This window comes from Paraburkholderia nodosa (genome assembly GCF_001718195.1).
GTDB lineage: Bacteria > Pseudomonadota > Gammaproteobacteria > Burkholderiales > Burkholderiaceae > Paraburkholderia > Paraburkholderia nodosa_A.
In genome coordinates this window covers 1-15,573 of the sequence record NZ_MCNV01000013.1, presented here as the reverse complement: position 1 = coordinate 15,573, position 15,573 = coordinate 1, and the positions used below count along the sequence as shown (strand labels likewise).

Genomic DNA, 15,573 nt, shown 5'->3' with positions numbered 1-15,573 from the left:
CAGGAAACGCCAGGGTGAGCGCGGCTGCATCGGGCGATGCATCGTATTTTTCGTAGTTATCCTTACTAGAATCGATTCCCCTGCTCATCGTGGCACATCGTATGCGCGAGACGGCTGCTGGCCTACGCGCAGAATTCGAGCGTGCACCGGCGCACTTTCGAAGCGGTTTGTAGGAAGAAAGGGGCGGACGATGAACCGAGCGACGAAATACACGGCGACATGGGTGGTGGCTTTAGCGCTGTCCGGTGCGGCTTACGCAGCGGCGGGTGGCAACGGCGGCGGCGGCGGCGGTGGCGGCCACGGTGGCGGCGCGGGCGGCAACGGCGGTGGCCACGGTGCTGGCGCAGGCGCAGGCGTGGGTGGCAACGGCAACGGCAACGGCAACGGCAATGGCAATGGCAATGGCAATGGCAACGGCAACGGCAATGGCAACGGCAATGGCGGCCACGGTGCGGGCGTCGGTGCGGGCGTCGGTGCGGGCGTCGGTGCGGGCGTCGGTGCGGGCGTGGGTGCGGGCGTGGGTGGCAATGGCGCGGGGGTCGGTGCGGGCGTCGGTGCGGGTGTAGGTGGCAACGGTGCAGGTGCGGGATCGGGAGCGGGCTCCGGCGGCAATGGTGCCGGGTCAGGCGGCAACGGTGCGGGCTCGGGAGGCAGCGGTTCCGGCTCCGGTGGTGCCGGTGCCGGTTCGGGCGGCGCGGGAGCGGGCGCGGGTGCGGGTGCGGGTGCGGGCTCCGGCGGCAATGGTGCGGGCTCGGGGGGTAGCGGTTCCGGCTCCGGTGGCGCCGGTGCCGGTTCGGGTGGCGGCGGTGCCGGTTCGGGTGGCGCCGGTGCCGGTTCGGGTGGCGCCGGTGCCGGTTCGGGTGGCGCCGGCGCCGGTTCGGGTGGCAATGGTGCGGGTTCGGGAGGGGGCGGCCACGGTGCCGGCAGCTCTGGCGCAGGCAGCTCCGGTGCAGGCAATTCGGGCACGGGTAGCGCAGGTGGAGGCGCCGGCGGTGGTAATGCGAGTGCTGGCGGCCCTGGCGTGGCATCGGCCAGCGCCCTGGGAAGCATGTTCGCCCGGCTGCGCATGAGGCAGAACGTAGTCGCGGTAATGCCCCGGACCGCGCCGAACTCCATCGCGCACCCCGCGCCGGCAGCATACGGCCAACCGAGGGCGGGTGCGGGCGGGAGCACAAACGCCTCCTCGACGGCGACCTCGGATACCGGCTACGGCCCGCCAGGCGCCGTTGGCACGGGCACGGGCACTCGTAGTACGGCAGCCGCCATACCGGTCAGCAGCCAGTACGGCCCGCCGGGTGACGTCGGCCCGAGTCCCGGTTCGGGTCCCTGGGGCGGCTTCGCCGTGGATACGGGCGGTATTGAACCACCGATCCTGACCCCCAACGGGCCGGTCAAGTGATCGAGGACGGCTGCCACGCCGAAGCGTCATAGCGACAGGGTTGGTGCTGCCGTTGCATCTTCCGCTTCTTGGGGTGGTTCCAGGCGAGTATTTCCGGATCAGCGAGTGATGCTTACGCCCGGCTCGATGGGTTGAGCCGGGATGTGCCCTCTCTTCGAAAAGCAGGTTGCGGTAGCGGTCGCTAACAGCTTTCCATCGAAGGACTTCAATGTACCCTCCGAGGTCGCGATGTTTCGAGAGATGTGGACCGAGCGAGCCTCGGCCACCAGATCCTGATCGATCGGTACGGGTCGCAACATCTAGACTTGCAGATCGATCGTGCCGTATCCAACGCCCGCTTCCAGCATCGAATGAACTGCGCAGCCCGTTGCGGAGTCGAGTACCGTTGCCGCGAAGCCGCCGTGGACGCCGCCAGGAGGGTTGAAATGTTGCTTCCCCGCGCGCTGAAAGCTTTACATAGCCTGGATCGACGTCCAGAGACGTCATCGGTGGAATACATTGCTATGTCGTCGTCCTTGCTTGCGTCGCGCCGAAGTCAGCGCGACCGCAGATCGCTCGACAGCGTCGGCGATCCGCTTCGACAGCGCCGGATCCGGCACCGCGCGCGCCAGCGTGACTCCGCCCGACAACATCGCAAGCAGCGCGATCGCACGGTCGTCGCGCACCGCGCCGGGTTCGTCGGGCAGCCCCGCCGAGACCTCCTCGATCAAGCGGCGCAACTCTGCCTCATTGGCTTCGCGAGTCTTTCGGTATCTACTGCGCCTCCCCCGCGACTGGTCTAAGGCAAAATAAACGCGGAAATCACGCGCGACGGGTGGCACCGCTCGTCGCGCCAATCGCACGCGTGGAGATGCGCCATGGAACGCCGCCCGAAAAACCGCTTCATGCTGACGGCGCTGGCGCTCCAGCTGGCTGGATGTGCCGCCGGCGGCGTCCCACCAGGCGGGCCACATCTGAGCGCAACGGAGTGCCGTGACCTCGCCGCACTCAGGAGCAACGCGCCTCCGACGATGGCGCAACACCAAAGCGAGGTTGCAGCGTTGAGGAAGGCAGGCTACGCCCCGTCACCATGGAACGACCCGTACTACCCCGAGGATCTACAAGTGGCGCAGCACCGGGTCGAGCAGTGGTTTGCAACGGAGTGCCGGCAGTCTCAAGCCGGGTGAGAAGCCCCGATACACCGGCAATCTTCAGCCGTCAGTCGAGACCGTCACGCTCTCCCAGGCACGAATTTCGTCTTCCAGCGCCGACAGCTTGTCCCTCACGAGCCCCAGAGCATCGCTACCGAGCAAAAGATGCGCGGGCGGGTGGTCCGCGGCTATTGCGGCAAGCATCGCGCGTGCAGCCTTTTGGGGATCGCCCAGTTGTTTGCCGCTTTTCTCCTCGCGCGCTTTGCGGACAGGGTCGAATATCGTGTCGTAATCCGGGATCGAACGCGGCGTCCGTTGCATCGAGCGACCGGCCCAGTCGGTGCGGAAGGAGCCAGGCGCGACGGCTGTCACCGCGATGCCCAAAGCCTTGACCTCTTTACCCAGCGCCTCGGAAATGCCCTCCAGTGCGAACTTGCTCCCGCAGTAATAACTGATGCCCGGCATGGTGATATAGCCGCCCATCGACGTGATGTTCAGAATGTGGCCACGCCTGCGCGCACGCATGAACGGCAGAACCGCCTTCATCATGGCGACAGCGCCAAACACATTGACGTCGAACTGTCTGCGCATTTCGGCCAGCGGCGATTCTTCCATGACGCCTTCATGCCCGTAGCCGGCGTTATTGACCAACACGTCGACCGGCCCGACGCTCGCCTCGATTTCCTCGACGATACCGTCGATCGCATCGAAGTCGGTCACATCGAGCACGCGTGCGAATGCGCAATCCGCAGAGAGAGACTCGAACTCGCGCTTCGCCTCCACACTTCTCACGGTACCGACGACTTTGTGACCTGCCACAAGCGCCTCTTGCGCAAGCGCGCGGCCAAAGCCGCTGCTTACGCCAGTGATGAGCAGAATTTTGCTGGACTCCATTGAAGCTTCTCCCGAATGTTGGCTGGTGAGTGCATACTAGTCTGACGCGCGGAGCGAGCAAAGCCAAATTCCGCTATTTTTCTTGCCTAAAACTATGATCACGAAGCGGGCCTCTACCCACAATCCCGACCTCCCGTCCCGCAGCCGCAAGCGCATCATTGCGTTGCTTCGCGCGTTGGCGCCCGAAGAGGGCTACAACCTCACCGCGCTGCCCGGCGTGCGTATTCTGCGTTCGAACCGGCCGCTGTCACGCACACCGGTGCTCTACGACCCCGGCATCGTGATCGTTTGCCAGGGAAGCAAGCGAGGCTATTTCGGCGACCATCTCTACCTGTACGACGAACAGCACTATCTCGCCGTGTCCGTGCCGGTTCCGTTCAGCATGGAAACCGATGCGACCGAGCAGCGGCCATTGCTTGCGCTCTACTTGCATCTCGATTTCACGCTGGCCGCGGAACTGGCGGTACAGATCGATCGCGAAGGCGTAACCGGGCACGTGCAAGCGCCCCAAAGCATGATGTCGACGCGGATGGATGACGCAATGCAGGTATCTGTGCTGCGCTTGCTCGAAGCGATGCATCGGCCTCTCGAAGCCGCAGTATTGGGCCCGTGCCTGCTGCGCGAACTCTATTTCCGGGTGCTCACAGGCGCACAAGGCGGTTCGATGCGCGAGGCTTTGGCGATGCGCGGTCAGTTCGGCCGAATTGGCAGATCGCTACGCCTGATCCATGCCGGCTATGCAAAGCCGCTGGACGTGATGCAGTTGGCGCAAGAAGCGGGCATGAGCGTTCCGAGCTTCCATAGCCACTTCAAGGCGATCACACAGGTTTCGCCTATGCAGTACGTCAAGTCGACGCGTTTGCATCAGGCTCGTCTGTTGATGCTCCGCCAGGACCTGACCGCCGAAGCAGCGAGCCTCGCAGTGGGTTACACAAGTGCATCCCAGTTCAGCAGGGAGTTCAAAAGACTCTTCGGCCTGACGCCTGCAGCGGAAACGAAGCGGATGCGCGCGAGCTTTGCCATTCCGGAGCCGTTAGCGGATGCGATATATGTTTCGTCGCATTGAGTCTGGCTCGCTTTGGGCTTAATGGGCGACAACGTTGCGGAAACGATGTCAACGGGCAGAGCCCGCGCTCTGTCACGGATGTTCCAGCAGATCCCGTTTCCGCATTAATGCTCTCAGTATTCCAAATTAATATTCACGCGATCTACTTACGCAGACATTTCGCTAGCCCTCTCCGTTCTGATAGGTGTGGAATGCCGCGGCACAGGCTACAGTTTGCATCGAGGGCGCCCCTGCGTCCTCTCTTGGTGTCTCCTCAAACCTCTTGCCCGCCTCGTGCGGGTATTTTTTTGCCTCGCGAATACGCGCGCGCAATCACCCTCCTCTTCGACGCAATACGCATAAACCCATTATTTGGGACGTCGAATGATTAAGTGTTTACACGAATGGGTTAGCACGCCACTCTTTTCATAATATCAACGCACTGAATGCGGCGGTACGAGACTACTCCACAGGAGGCACCGTGACGGGCATCCGACTGAGCGGCGTAACGAAGCGGTATGGCGAAACCGAGGTGATCACCGGCCTCGACCTCGACATTCAATCCGGTGAGTTCCTCGTCTTCCTCGGCCCTTCGGGTTGCGGGAAATCCACCTTGCTGCGCATGATCGCCGGCCTCGAAACCGTGAGCGACGGTCAGATCAACATTGGCGAGCGGCGCGTGAACGACCAGCCGCCAGGCAAGCGCGGCGTGGCGATGGTGTTCCAGCACTACGCGCTCTACCCACACATGACCGTGTACGACAACATGGCGTTCGGCCTGCGCAATACCGGCGTGAGCGCGGGCGAAGTCGACCAGCGCATCAACGAGGCCGCGCGCATGCTCGAACTCAGCCCGCTGCTGCAGCGCCGCCCTGCCCAGCTTTCGGGCGGCCAGCGCCAGCGCGTCGCCATCGGCCGCGCCGTCGTCAAGGAACCCGAAGCATTTCTCTTCGACGAGCCACTCTCCAACCTCGACGCCGCGTTGCGCACCCGCACGCGGCTCGAGCTCGCGCGCATTCATCAGCGCCTGCACTCCACCATGGTGTTCGTCACGCACGATCAGGTGGAGGCCATGACGCTCGCCACGCGCATCGTCGTCATGAACCGCGGGCGTATCGAGCAGATCGGCGCACCGCTCGACATCTACAAGCGGCCCGCCACGCGCTTCGTCGCGGGCTTCATCGGCACGCCGGCCATGAACTTCATCAATGTCGAGCGCGTTGGCGACAACGGCGGCCGGCTAATCGTCGCTCTGCCGTTCGATGGCGTTGAGGCGCCCACCGCGATTGCCGCGGCGAGGCTGCCAGCAGGCAAGCTCACGCTGGGCGTGCGTGCCGAACACGTGCTGCTGGACCCGCAAGGGCCGCTGGTCGGCCGCGCCGAAGTCATCGAACGGCTGGGCGACCGCTCGCTCGCGCATGTGAGCATGCCCAACGGTCAATTGCTCGTGGCCGAATTGCCGCGCGCACGCGAGCTCGAAATCGAGACGGGCGACACCATCCGCATGAGTCTCGACGCAGCCCACCTGCATGTGTTCGATGAAACTGGCAAGGCCTGGCATGGCCTCTAACCGCTCGCTCGCCATGCGGCTTCCGCAATCGCGCAAGGGCCGGCGGCGCAACCTGCGGGCGCCGTGGTCCAACGCGCTGTTCGTGCTGCCCTTCGTGATCGTCTACGTCCTGTTGCTGATCGTTCCGCTGTGCTTTGGCTGGTGGCTCAGCCTGCAACGCGTGGATTTGCTCGCCGGCACGAGCGAATTCATCGGCGTTCGCAACTATCTCGACCTCACCCTCGACCCGATCTTCCGCGGCGCGCTGTGCAACACGTTCTACTTCGTCATCCTCACGGCTCCCGTGTTCGTGCTGCTCGGCCTCGCGCTCGCGCTGGTGCTGAACCGGCCAGGGCGCTTCGGCGCCGCGCTGCGCGCGCTCTTTTTCGGCTCTTCCGTGTTATCGGTCACAATCGTCACGCTGGTCTGGAAACTCGTGATGATGCCCGGCAACGGCCTGCTCGCCGACCTGAGCCACGCGCTCCATTTGCCGGAATTCGTTCCGTTGATGCACGAGGCCACCGCGCTGCCCGCCATCGCCGTCGTCACGGTCTGGTGGATCATGGGCCTGCCGATGATGCTGTTCCTGGCCGCGCTCCAGCAGATTCCGCAGGAACTCTACGAGGCCGCGGCGCTCGACAGCGCCTCGCGCTGGCGCACGTTCACGAACATCACGTTGCCTTCCATCTGGCGCACCGTCGCGCTCGTGGCGGTGATCGAAGCCGTGCTGCAGTTTCAGTTGTTCGGCCAGGCCCAGTTGCTCACGGACGGCGGCCCGAACAATTCCACGCGACCGCTCGTGCAATTCATCTACGAAACCGGCTTCCGCCAATGGTCGTTCGGCTATTCCGCCGCCGCCGCGCAAGTGCTGTTCGCGCTGATGCTGATCGGCGTGGTTGCACAGGCCTGGCTTCTGCGCAAGAAGGAGAGGGCATGAGCACGCTCGCTTTCGAAACCCGCTCCCGCGGTTCGCTGACGGGCCGCATGGGCGACCGCCTGATGCTGGGCGCCGTGGTCGTGCTCGCGCTTTTCTGGATCACCCCGCTCGTCTGGGTGCTGTGCCTCTCGTTCAAGCCGAATGCATTTCTCGAACGGCACACCGACGTGCTCTTCTCGCCGCCCTTCACGCTGCAGAACTACACGAACATCCTCAATACCTCGGCGGTGGGCGGGTGGCTCGTTAACAGCCTCATCGTTTCGATCGGCCAGACGCTGCTCACGCTCGTGATCGCCTCGCTCGCTGGCTATGGCTTCGCGCGCACCGAGTTTCCCGGCAAGCGTTATATCTACGTGCTTTGCCTCTGCGGACTCGCGGTGCCCGAACAGGCGCTCGTGATTCCGCTGCACCATATCTTCGCCACGCTCGACTGGCACAACACCTATGGCGCGCTGATCCTGCCGCGCCTTGCCTCGCCGTTCGGCGTCTATCTCATGACGCAGTACTTCAAGGCCGTGCCCATCGAGATCGAGGAGGCCGCCTTGCTCGACAATGCCTCGCGCTTCAAGGTGTTCTGGCGCGTCGTGCTGCCGCTTTCGCTGCCGGCGCAGGCTACGCTCGCCATCTTCACGTTTCTCAGTGCGTGGAACGACTATCTCTGGCCGCTCGTCTCCGCGTCCAAGCCAGAGATGTACACGCTGACGATCGGGCTCGCCTCCACGCAAGGCAATTTCGCGCAGTCCGAGGGCATCGGCTACCTCATGGCGCAGGCCGTCTTCGCCGGCTTGCCCATCTTCGTGCTGTATCTGTTCTTCCAGAAGTACATCGTGGCGGCCGTAGCCGGCACCGCAGTTCGGTAGGCGGTGACACCGAACCATACATCGGCCGGTCGCCCATTGATTCGCAGTACAAACAAACGATCCACTGGTAGCACGTGAACAACGCGCCAGCGGGGTCTAGCACAGGAGAGAGACATGAGAAGATCGTTGGTGCGCGGCGTACTCACGCTGGCTGCGCTCGGCCTCGCGGCGACCTTGACCGCGCCGGCCCACGCCAAAACGGAAATCACACTGTCACGCTTTTTCGGCGCGTGCGACGCCGAATACGGCAAGGTCAATGACGTGAGCCAGGCCTCGGGCGAATGCGGCATCATCACGACGCTCGTGAACCAGTTCAACGCGACGAATAAGGAAGACATCGTCGTCAAGCCGCAGATCATCGAGTGGGCGCCCTACTATACGCAGATCGATGCGCGCATTCTGAGCCGCGACGTGCCGACCATCTCGGTCATGCACGAGGCGGTCCTGGGCGACTACGTGAAGCGCAATCTGGTCGAGCCGCTCGACGACGGCTTCAAGTCGGTCGGCGTGGACACCAACGATTTCACGCCCCAGGCCCACCGCGCCGTGACGTTCGGCGGTAAGACCTATGCGCTGCCGTTCGACACGCATTCGTGGCTCTGGCACATCAACGTCAACCTGTTCAAGAAGGCGGGACTCGTCGACGCGAGCGGCAAGCCCATCCTGCCGAAAACGCCCGACGAACTGCTCGCGCAGGCGAAGCAGTTCAAGGACAAGACGGGTCTGCCCTACTTCGCCGTGCCGATCGCCAATGAATCGGCCGCGCAAACGCGCACGTTCGACACGTGGGTCTATCAGCAAAATGGCACGCTGTTCCCCGCCGGCCCGACGAAGATCGACATGCACACGCCGGCAGCCGCCAACGCGCTCACGCTCTACGACAAGCTCATGAAGGCGGGAGACGTCACACCGGGGCTCGACTATGGCGCCGCCAACCAGGCGTTCGAGAACGGCAAGGCCGGCGTGCTGATGGTCGGCACGTGGATGATCGAGGACTTCACGAATCTCGCGAAGAAGCCCGATTCCCCGCTCGCGAATGGCTACGACGTGGTGCCGTTCCCGAATCTGTATCAGAAGAAGGCGGTCTGGGCAGACGGCCATTCGTGGGTCATGCTCAAGGGCGGCGCGAAGGACGAAAAGACGCGCCACGCCGCGCTCGTCTTCCTCAAGTTCCTTTACGACCACGATGGCGACTGGGCGCGCACCGGCCATCTGCCCGCGCGCCAGTCGATCATCACGAGCGCCACGTTCAACGCGCTGCCGCATCGCGCCGAAATCAAGGAAATCTCCACCACCGGTTACGCACTGCCGAACACGGTGCCGCGCCAGTTCGCGATCCAGCAGATCGTGGGCGAAGAGATCAGCAACATGCTCTCGACCGGCAAGTCGGTCGCCGACGTGCAGAAGGAAGCCGAACAACGCACCAACGCCCTGCTCGCGCGATAACGCCACCGGAGGTCCGCGCCCACGCGGCGCGGCCGCCTCACTTCACACCGCTACAGGATGGATAGAGGAACACCATGATCGCTTCCCGCCTCATCGTCGACCGCGACTTCGTCATTTCCGAGCTAGACCGGCGCCTGTTCGGCGTCTTCGTCGAGCACATGGGCCGCTGCGTCTATACCGGCATCTTCGAGCCCGGCCATCCGGACGCCGACGAGCGCGGCTACCGCAAGGACGTGATGGCGCTCACGCGCGAACTCGGCCCGACGATCGTGCGTTACCCTGGCGGCAATTTCCTCTCGGGCTACAACTGGGAAGACGGCGTGGGACCGCGCGAAAAACGCCCGCGCCGGCTCGATCTTGCGTGGTACTCCACCGAAACCAACCAGTTCGGCACGAACGAATTCATCGAATGGTGCCGCTCGCTCGACATCGAACCCATGTACGGCGTGAACCTCGGCACGCGCGGCCCCGACGAAGCGCGTCGCTTCGTCGAATACTGCAATCATCCAGGCGGCACGGCGCTCTCCGACCTGCGCCGCGAGCACGGCTATGAACAGCCCCACGACATCAAATTCTGGTGTCTCGGCAATGAAATGGACGGCCCGTGGCAGATCTGCCGCAAGACCGCCGAAGAATATGGGCGCGCCGCGCTCGAGACGGCCAAGCTCATGCGCTCGGTCGACCCGACCATTCAGCTCGCCGCGTGCGGTTCCTCCACGCACGAAATGCCCACCTACGGCGCGTGGGAGGACCGCGTGCTCGACCATTGCTTCGAGCAGGTCGATTTCATTTCGCTACATACTTACTTCGAGAACCGGCGCGATTCGACCGCGGAATTCTTCGGCAACATCGAAGTGATGGATCTGTTCATCAAGGAAATCGTCTCGGTGGCGGACAGCGTGGCCGCGCGCAAGCATTCGTCCAAGCGCATCATGCTTTCATTCGACGAATGGAATGTCTGGTACAAGGCGCGCACCATCAACGACCTGCGCAAGCCGGGCTGGCCCGAGGCGCCACGGCTGATCGAGGAGGTCTACAACCACGAAGACGCGCTCGTGGTGGGCGGCGCGCTGATCACCATGATGAACAATTCGGACCGCGTGAAGACCGCCTGTCTCGCACAACTCGTCAACGTAATCGGGCCGATCATGACGGAGCCTGGCGGCCGCGCGTGGCGCCAGACCATCTTCCATCCGTTCGCTCAGGCCTCGAAATTCGGCCATGGCCGCGTGCTCAAACCGGTGATCGATTCTCCCACCTATGAAGCGGAAACCTTTCCGGAGATCCCCTATCTTTGCGCAGCGGTGGTGGACGATCGCGTCACGGGCACGACGACCCTCTTCGCGCTCAACCGCCACCTGAGCGACGAAATGGAACTCGATGTCGAGCTGCGCGGGCTCGGCAAGGAACGTACGCTCGATCACGCGCTCGAGTTGTATCATGCCAACATGAAAGCGGTGAACACGGTGGAAGCGCCAACGACGGTGGCGCCGGCAGTGAACAACGCCGTGACGGTCGAGGGGGAACGCGTGCGCGCGAAGCTCAAACCGGGCTCGTGGAACGTGATTGTGACGACCGCCCGATAACACAGCACGGACACGCTGTGCACGACGTCCATGAAGGGGAAGTGATGTTCGAGCGCGAACCGATCGTTGGCAATATAACAACGCAGATCGCCAAGATTATCGGCATGCGCGTGGTCTCGGGCGAGTTTGCGCCCGGCGACGCGCTGCCGGTCGAAAGCGAACTGTGCAGCGCGTACGGCGTGAGCCGCACCACCCTGCGCGAAGCGATCAAGCAGTTGGCGGGCAAACGGCTCATTGCCGTTTCGCCCAAGATCGGCACACGTGTCCTGCCCTTCTCCGACTGGAACCTGCTCGACCGCGATGTGCTCGCGTGGCGCCTCAATGCGCAGTTCGACTCGAAGATCGTCGAAGACATCTTCGAAATGCGCATCTGCTTCGAGCCGCGCGCGAGCTTTCTCGCCGCACGCCACGGCAAGGAAGAGACCTTCCAGATCATCGAGCGCCGCTACCTGGAATTGGCTAGCGCTTACGGCCAGTCTGCCCAGCATGGCGCCTCGGACATACGCGCGGCCGCCGACGCGAATCTCGAGTTCCACCTCGCCATCATCACGGCCTCGCAAAACGGCATGTTCATCACGATCGGCAACGCCATCAAGGCCGCGCTGCGCGTGTCGTCGGAAATGATGCAGCGCCAGGCCGCGAAACCTAGCGAAGATCTCGAACTGCACGATGCCGTGCGCCGGCACATCGTCGCGCGCGAAGCCGACGCTGCGGCGGCTGCGATGACGCGCCTGCTCGAGCAGTCGCGCGACCGGATCCTGCGTTATACGATCGCGCCTTGACGAGCGCAGGCGCGCGTTGGCATGGATTGCCGCGTTGTGCCGATTGCACCTGAATCGGACGTCTTCCCCGGGGTGCCAGATCGCCCGTATCGCCAGTTCCGCAATCGGGCATGACCGTTGCGCCCACGCCTCGTACGCGGCGGCACCGCCCGTCGAAAGCGAAGGGAGACAGTCATGAGGCAAACCGTATTGGGCGTCTACGACAGCTATGGGAGCGCATGTTCCGCGCAAAAGGCACTAGGCGACGCAGGCGTCGCGCAAGCCGATATCGCCATTTACTCAATGTCGATGGAGGCCCCGGTGGAAAAAGGACCGCGGGTGTATGCAGCGGGCGCGAGCGATACTGAGCAACGCACGCCGGTATTCGATCAACTCGAACGCTTGTTCGCGCGGCTCTTCACGCCCGGCGCGTATCCGCCGGTGACCGAAGATTACCGGGAGTTCATCCGTCGAGGCGGAACCGTCGTCAGTGCAGACGTTTCCGAAATGCAGGTAAATCTGGCCCGCGATGTGATGCGCAGCGCGGGTGCAGCGGACATCGAGGAACGCAGCCGTGCCTGGCACCAAGCTTCGTCGGGCATTGCACCCTCCAGGAGTACGGCTCGCGCGGCCGGCAGTTTTCACCAGACGTCGCCCGAAGCGCCCGCCGAAACACGTCACGCGGCCTATTCATCTGCAGTGCCAACTGTAGTCAGCGGCATGCAGCAGGTCTCGACGCGCACAGCGACGGAACCCGAACGGACATCGAGCACGGCCAATGCGCCACAGACATCGGCGAGAGGCCTCGTAGGGGATCCCGTCATGGGCACCCCGCTCGACGACGGATCCGACGAGACGGAAGTCCGCAAAGACTATGACGCAAATTACGCGGACTCCGGCATGTCCTACGAAGAATATTGCGCAGCCTACGAGCACGGCGCAACGCTCAGCCAGGATGAGCGGTATCGCGGACACGACTGGCAAGGCATTGAGCCGAGTGCTCGCGAGAATTGGGAGTCGCGCTACCCGGAAAGCGGCTGGGAAAGATTCAAGGCGGCCGTGCGGCACGGCTGGGAACGCATGAAGAGGGTTTGACGCCGCCTGCTTCCGCCTTATTTTTCTTTCACCCAGGCTGCTGAGCCAGGCAGCCAGCCTGGGAACGTGCGCTCGCCTCACCTTTCTCGTCCTCCCCACCCCTTACACGCCGCGCGCAAATCGCGTTTGCGGATTTCCTTCGGTTCCAGCCTAGTTCTGCGCCTCGTCAGCGGCTCCCCGCCGAATTCCCGCCTTTCAAACTTGCACATTCGTATACCCCTGGAAGGACTCGTAAGCGATTGGCCAAAGGCCACGCTGATTCCCGCTTCATGCACACGCTCTGGAAGCGAAGATTTGCCTCGCCGCACGTCGATTGCCCCCCGATCGGCGTAAGGCGGGGCGCGCTTCCCCCTTCTCGGCGCGCCCCTTTTTTGTTCCATTGCGCCAAGGAGGCCCATCATGACCAGCCCTATCGGTTCGAGCAACATCGTGCACACGTCCTCGTTGACGACGCTGGGCGAAAACCGCAACACCAGGAACTCCAGCACGGGAGGTACCGCCGGTAACCCCTTTCCGCAGCAGGAAACCGTGAATCCGGCCCCACCGATCGGTCCGCTCGGCCACAACATCAACACTTCGGCATGACCACTTCGCTGTCACGGGAGCCGTCGACGCAGCGCTCGCCCATGTGCCTGACACCCCGGTTGTCAACGCATCTGGCGCGCGCCGCGTCGGCCATTGCCCTCGCCTGCCTGGCTCTGCCGCTCGACGGCTGCGCCGTGGTGGCCTTTCCATGCCGGGTCGCATCGGCCACGCTGAAGATCGTGCCGCTGGTCGGCCATCCCGCAGCCGTGCCGTTCGACGCGTGCGCGGCGGCGGTCGACTGATCGAGGTTTAGCCGATGAAACGGGCGTCATTGATCGCTTGCGCTTTGAGCGGCGCATGCCTGGCCGCGCCGCTCTCGCCCGCGCATGCGGACACGCACTACGAAGGGCGCGTGCAAATGTACGTCGCGCCGCAGGCCCCTGCGCCGGCGAGCCCGCCGAGCGCATTGATTACCGCGAACGCGGTGCATGAGGCAAGCGCAGCGAAACCGCCCGCGGCGCCGGCGAGAAAACGGCGGCCGTCGCCCGTTTCACCGCCCACCCGTCCGCGCGTTCCGGCGCCGGATGAATCGCCCTTTGCGTTTCGCGGCATTGTGCTCGGTACGCCGCTGAGCGCGCTGCGACAAACGGACATGGTGCGCGCAACGCCGCACGAGAGCGAACTGCTTTGCGAGACCGACATCGCAGGCAGCGACATCGGCATGATGGTCAAGAGTTACACGAGCCAGACGGTCGCTTGCCGGTGGGCTCACCATACGGCGCAAGGCTGGACGCCCTCGCGCGCCGTCGTGGACGGCGTGCCCGCGGTGGACCATATCCTGCGCTTTGCGCACGCATCGGCGGGCGACCCGCTGCGGCTCTATGAAATGTCGTTCGTCGTGGACTCGACAACGGCATTCGACCTGCGCAATCTGCTCGCCTCGCGCTACGGCGCGCCGCGCGTGCTCGGCGCGTCTTCGCTGCCGCTGCTCGTGTGGGAGAACGCATCGAGCACGATCACCATCTGCCTGCTGCCCGACAGCCAGCGCGCGACGCTCACCTACCTGCTCAAGCCCGCCACGCTGCGCGGCAAAGGCAGCGAGAAGACGCTCAAGCTGAGCCAGTTCGACGAAGGCTGAAACGATGCGCGCCAACCCGTCGCCCGAACGAACTCGACGAATCTGCTGACTTCGCTGAATTCGCCAAATCCGATGAATCACTCTTGCACCCGCCCCACCGCCATGCCCTACGATCAATCGGAATCCTCAATGTCCAGCGCATGCCGGACGACTCGTTCGAAAAGCTTGCGGTACGTGTTGCTGTGCGCGTCGCTCGGCGCGGCGCTGGCTGGCTGCGCGACGCCGGAGTCGATCGTCAACACGCCGATGACGCCGCCGCTCGCGGAACCGCTGCTGAACGTCAACACCAGCGGCGCGATCTATCAGTCGGGCACCGCCATCTCGCTGTACGAAACACCGCGGGCGCAGCGAATCGGCGACGTGCTCACAATCCGGCTTTCCGAAACCTATAGCGGCAACGATGTCGCGAATGCGGCTGCGAAGCGCGACAGCAACATCACGGCCACGGCCGCCGACCAGTCGACCGGCGCGGCGGCGCGACTTGCGCGCCTGTTCAATATCGGCTCGGCTTCGACCTCGTTCAACGGCAGCGGCAGTCACACGCTTTCGAGCGACATGACCGGCACGCTGGCCGTCACGGTCATCAGCAAGACGCCTACGGGTAATCTGGTTGTGTCCGGCGAGAAGATCATCGCAATGAGCGGTGAGCATCAACGGTTGCGGCTTTCCGGGATCGTTAATCCTAACGATGTCGAAGCCGATAATTACGTTGAGTCGGGGAAGATTGCCAATGCCCGGATCGAGCAGGTGGGGCGTGGGTTGCTGAATGACGCGACTACTGTTGGGTGGTTGCAGCGTATGTTTCTTAGTGTGCTGACGTTTTGATTGTTTTTGTGTTTTGTTGTTTTCTTGTTTTCGCGTCGGTATGCATGCGTTGCCCCTGTGCGGGGCGGCACCTACTTTCTTTGCGGCGGTGTATGGACCGGAGACATGGGTAACAGGTGTGCGGGGACATGGGTAACACTTCGGGCGAGTGATTCGCCTGGAGCCGTTCATGCCCTGGAACCCGAGAAACACCATGAACCTGCGTCTGGAATTCGTGAATCTGGCCCTGCAGGACGGCGCCAACCGGCGTGAACTATGCCGGCGTTTCGGCATCAGCCCGAAGACCGGCTACAAGTGGCTTGCCCGGCATGCACAGGATGACGGCGCCACGGCGTTGGCGGACCGCTCGCGCCGGCCCCTGCAGAGTCCGGCGCGCACCATAC

The 15,573-nt window shown here is 63.7% G+C and carries 17 protein-coding genes and 1 pseudogene; 14 read left to right on the top strand and 4 right to left on the bottom strand.

The features are described from left to right. Window positions 1–232: 232 nt before the first annotated feature. The 3 genes and pseudogenes from BFD71_RS40680 to BFD71_RS21730 form a co-directional block, all read right to left on the bottom strand. Window positions 233–448, bottom strand: a complete 216-nt coding sequence (locus tag BFD71_RS40680) for a hypothetical protein (RefSeq protein WP_141710762.1) — start codon at window positions 446–448, stop codon at window positions 233–235. A 1,049-nt stretch (window positions 449–1,497) separates the two neighbouring features. After that, a pseudogene (locus tag BFD71_RS42250) lies at window positions 1,498–1,888 on the bottom strand (PaaI family thioesterase); the annotation flags it as partial. Further along, window positions 1,882–2,118 (bottom strand): hypothetical protein, encoded by a 237-nt coding sequence (locus tag BFD71_RS21730; protein ID WP_069266382.1) that lies wholly within the window; start codon window positions 2,116–2,118, stop codon window positions 1,882–1,884. The pseudogene BFD71_RS42250 and the gene BFD71_RS21730, both read right to left, overlap by 7 nt. A gap of 138 nt (window positions 2,119–2,256) precedes the next feature. On the opposite strand from BFD71_RS21730, the gene BFD71_RS21725 reads away from it, so the two are divergent. Further along, the gene (locus BFD71_RS21725) at window positions 2,257–2,565 is read left to right on the top strand and encodes a DUF4148 domain-containing protein (RefSeq protein ID WP_069266381.1); all 309 of its coding nucleotides are present in this window, start codon (window positions 2,257–2,259) and stop codon (window positions 2,563–2,565) included. A gap of 24 nt (window positions 2,566–2,589) precedes the next feature. On the opposite strand, the gene BFD71_RS21720 is transcribed toward BFD71_RS21725, so the two are convergent. Beyond that, window positions 2,590–3,423, bottom strand: a complete 834-nt coding sequence (locus BFD71_RS21720; protein ID WP_069266380.1) for an oxidoreductase — start codon at window positions 3,421–3,423, stop codon at window positions 2,590–2,592. Window positions 3,424–3,517: 94 nt separating this feature from the next. Between BFD71_RS21720 and BFD71_RS21715 the strand changes: the two genes are divergently transcribed. The 13 genes from BFD71_RS21715 to BFD71_RS21655 form a co-directional block, all read left to right on the top strand. Continuing rightward, entirely contained in the window at window positions 3,518–4,489 is a 972-nt protein-coding gene (locus BFD71_RS21715) for an AraC family transcriptional regulator (RefSeq protein ID WP_069266379.1), read from the top strand. Between the two features lie 460 nt (window positions 4,490–4,949). Then, entirely contained in the window at window positions 4,950–6,038 is a 1,089-nt protein-coding gene (locus tag BFD71_RS21710) for an ABC transporter ATP-binding protein (protein ID WP_069266378.1), read from the top strand. Beyond that, window positions 6,028–6,954: a carbohydrate ABC transporter permease gene (locus BFD71_RS21705; protein WP_083245387.1), complete on the top strand. Its 927-nt coding sequence runs from the start codon at window positions 6,028–6,030 to the stop codon at window positions 6,952–6,954. Before BFD71_RS21710 ends, BFD71_RS21705 begins: the two co-directional genes overlap by 11 nt. Then, window positions 6,951–7,814, top strand: a complete 864-nt coding sequence (locus tag BFD71_RS21700; RefSeq protein WP_069266377.1) for a carbohydrate ABC transporter permease — start codon at window positions 6,951–6,953, stop codon at window positions 7,812–7,814. The genes BFD71_RS21705 and BFD71_RS21700 overlap by 4 nt, the downstream gene beginning before the upstream one ends. A gap of 114 nt (window positions 7,815–7,928) precedes the next feature. Further along, entirely contained in the window at window positions 7,929–9,260 is a 1,332-nt protein-coding gene (locus BFD71_RS21695; RefSeq protein WP_069266376.1) for an extracellular solute-binding protein, read from the top strand. Window positions 9,261–9,334: 74 nt separating this feature from the next. Continuing rightward, window positions 9,335–10,846 (top strand): arabinosylfuranosidase ArfA, encoded by a 1,512-nt coding sequence (gene arfA, locus BFD71_RS21690; RefSeq protein WP_069266375.1) that lies wholly within the window; start codon window positions 9,335–9,337, stop codon window positions 10,844–10,846. Between the two features lie 17 nt (window positions 10,847–10,863). Next, window positions 10,864–11,628 (top strand): FadR/GntR family transcriptional regulator, encoded by a 765-nt coding sequence (locus tag BFD71_RS21685; protein WP_256094849.1) that lies wholly within the window; start codon window positions 10,864–10,866, stop codon window positions 11,626–11,628. Between the two features lie 174 nt (window positions 11,629–11,802). Continuing rightward, window positions 11,803–12,702 carry a hypothetical protein gene (locus BFD71_RS21680; RefSeq protein ID WP_069266373.1) on the top strand — a complete coding sequence of 300 codons (900 nt, stop codon included), beginning with the start codon at window positions 11,803–11,805 and terminating at the stop codon, window positions 12,700–12,702. 399 nt (window positions 12,703–13,101) lie between these two features. Continuing rightward, window positions 13,102–13,287, top strand: coding sequence for a hypothetical protein (locus tag BFD71_RS21675; RefSeq protein WP_069266372.1), 186 nt, complete (start codon window positions 13,102–13,104; stop codon window positions 13,285–13,287). Then, window positions 13,284–13,529 (top strand): DUF6726 family protein, encoded by a 246-nt coding sequence (locus BFD71_RS21670; RefSeq protein WP_141710761.1) that lies wholly within the window; start codon window positions 13,284–13,286, stop codon window positions 13,527–13,529. The genes BFD71_RS21675 and BFD71_RS21670 overlap by 4 nt, the downstream gene beginning before the upstream one ends. Before the next feature lie 14 nt (window positions 13,530–13,543). Then, the gene (locus tag BFD71_RS21665; protein ID WP_069266371.1) at window positions 13,544–14,365 is read left to right on the top strand and encodes a hypothetical protein; all 822 of its coding nucleotides are present in this window, start codon (window positions 13,544–13,546) and stop codon (window positions 14,363–14,365) included. Window positions 14,366–14,494: 129 nt separating this feature from the next. Beyond that, window positions 14,495–15,190 carry a flagellar basal body L-ring protein FlgH gene (locus tag BFD71_RS21660; protein WP_083245386.1) on the top strand — a complete coding sequence of 232 codons (696 nt, stop codon included), beginning with the start codon at window positions 14,495–14,497 and terminating at the stop codon, window positions 15,188–15,190. 169 nt (window positions 15,191–15,359) lie between these two features. Beyond that, the coding region (locus tag BFD71_RS21655; RefSeq protein ID WP_141710760.1) for a helix-turn-helix domain-containing protein at window positions 15,360–15,573 on the top strand (214 nt) is incomplete at its 3' end.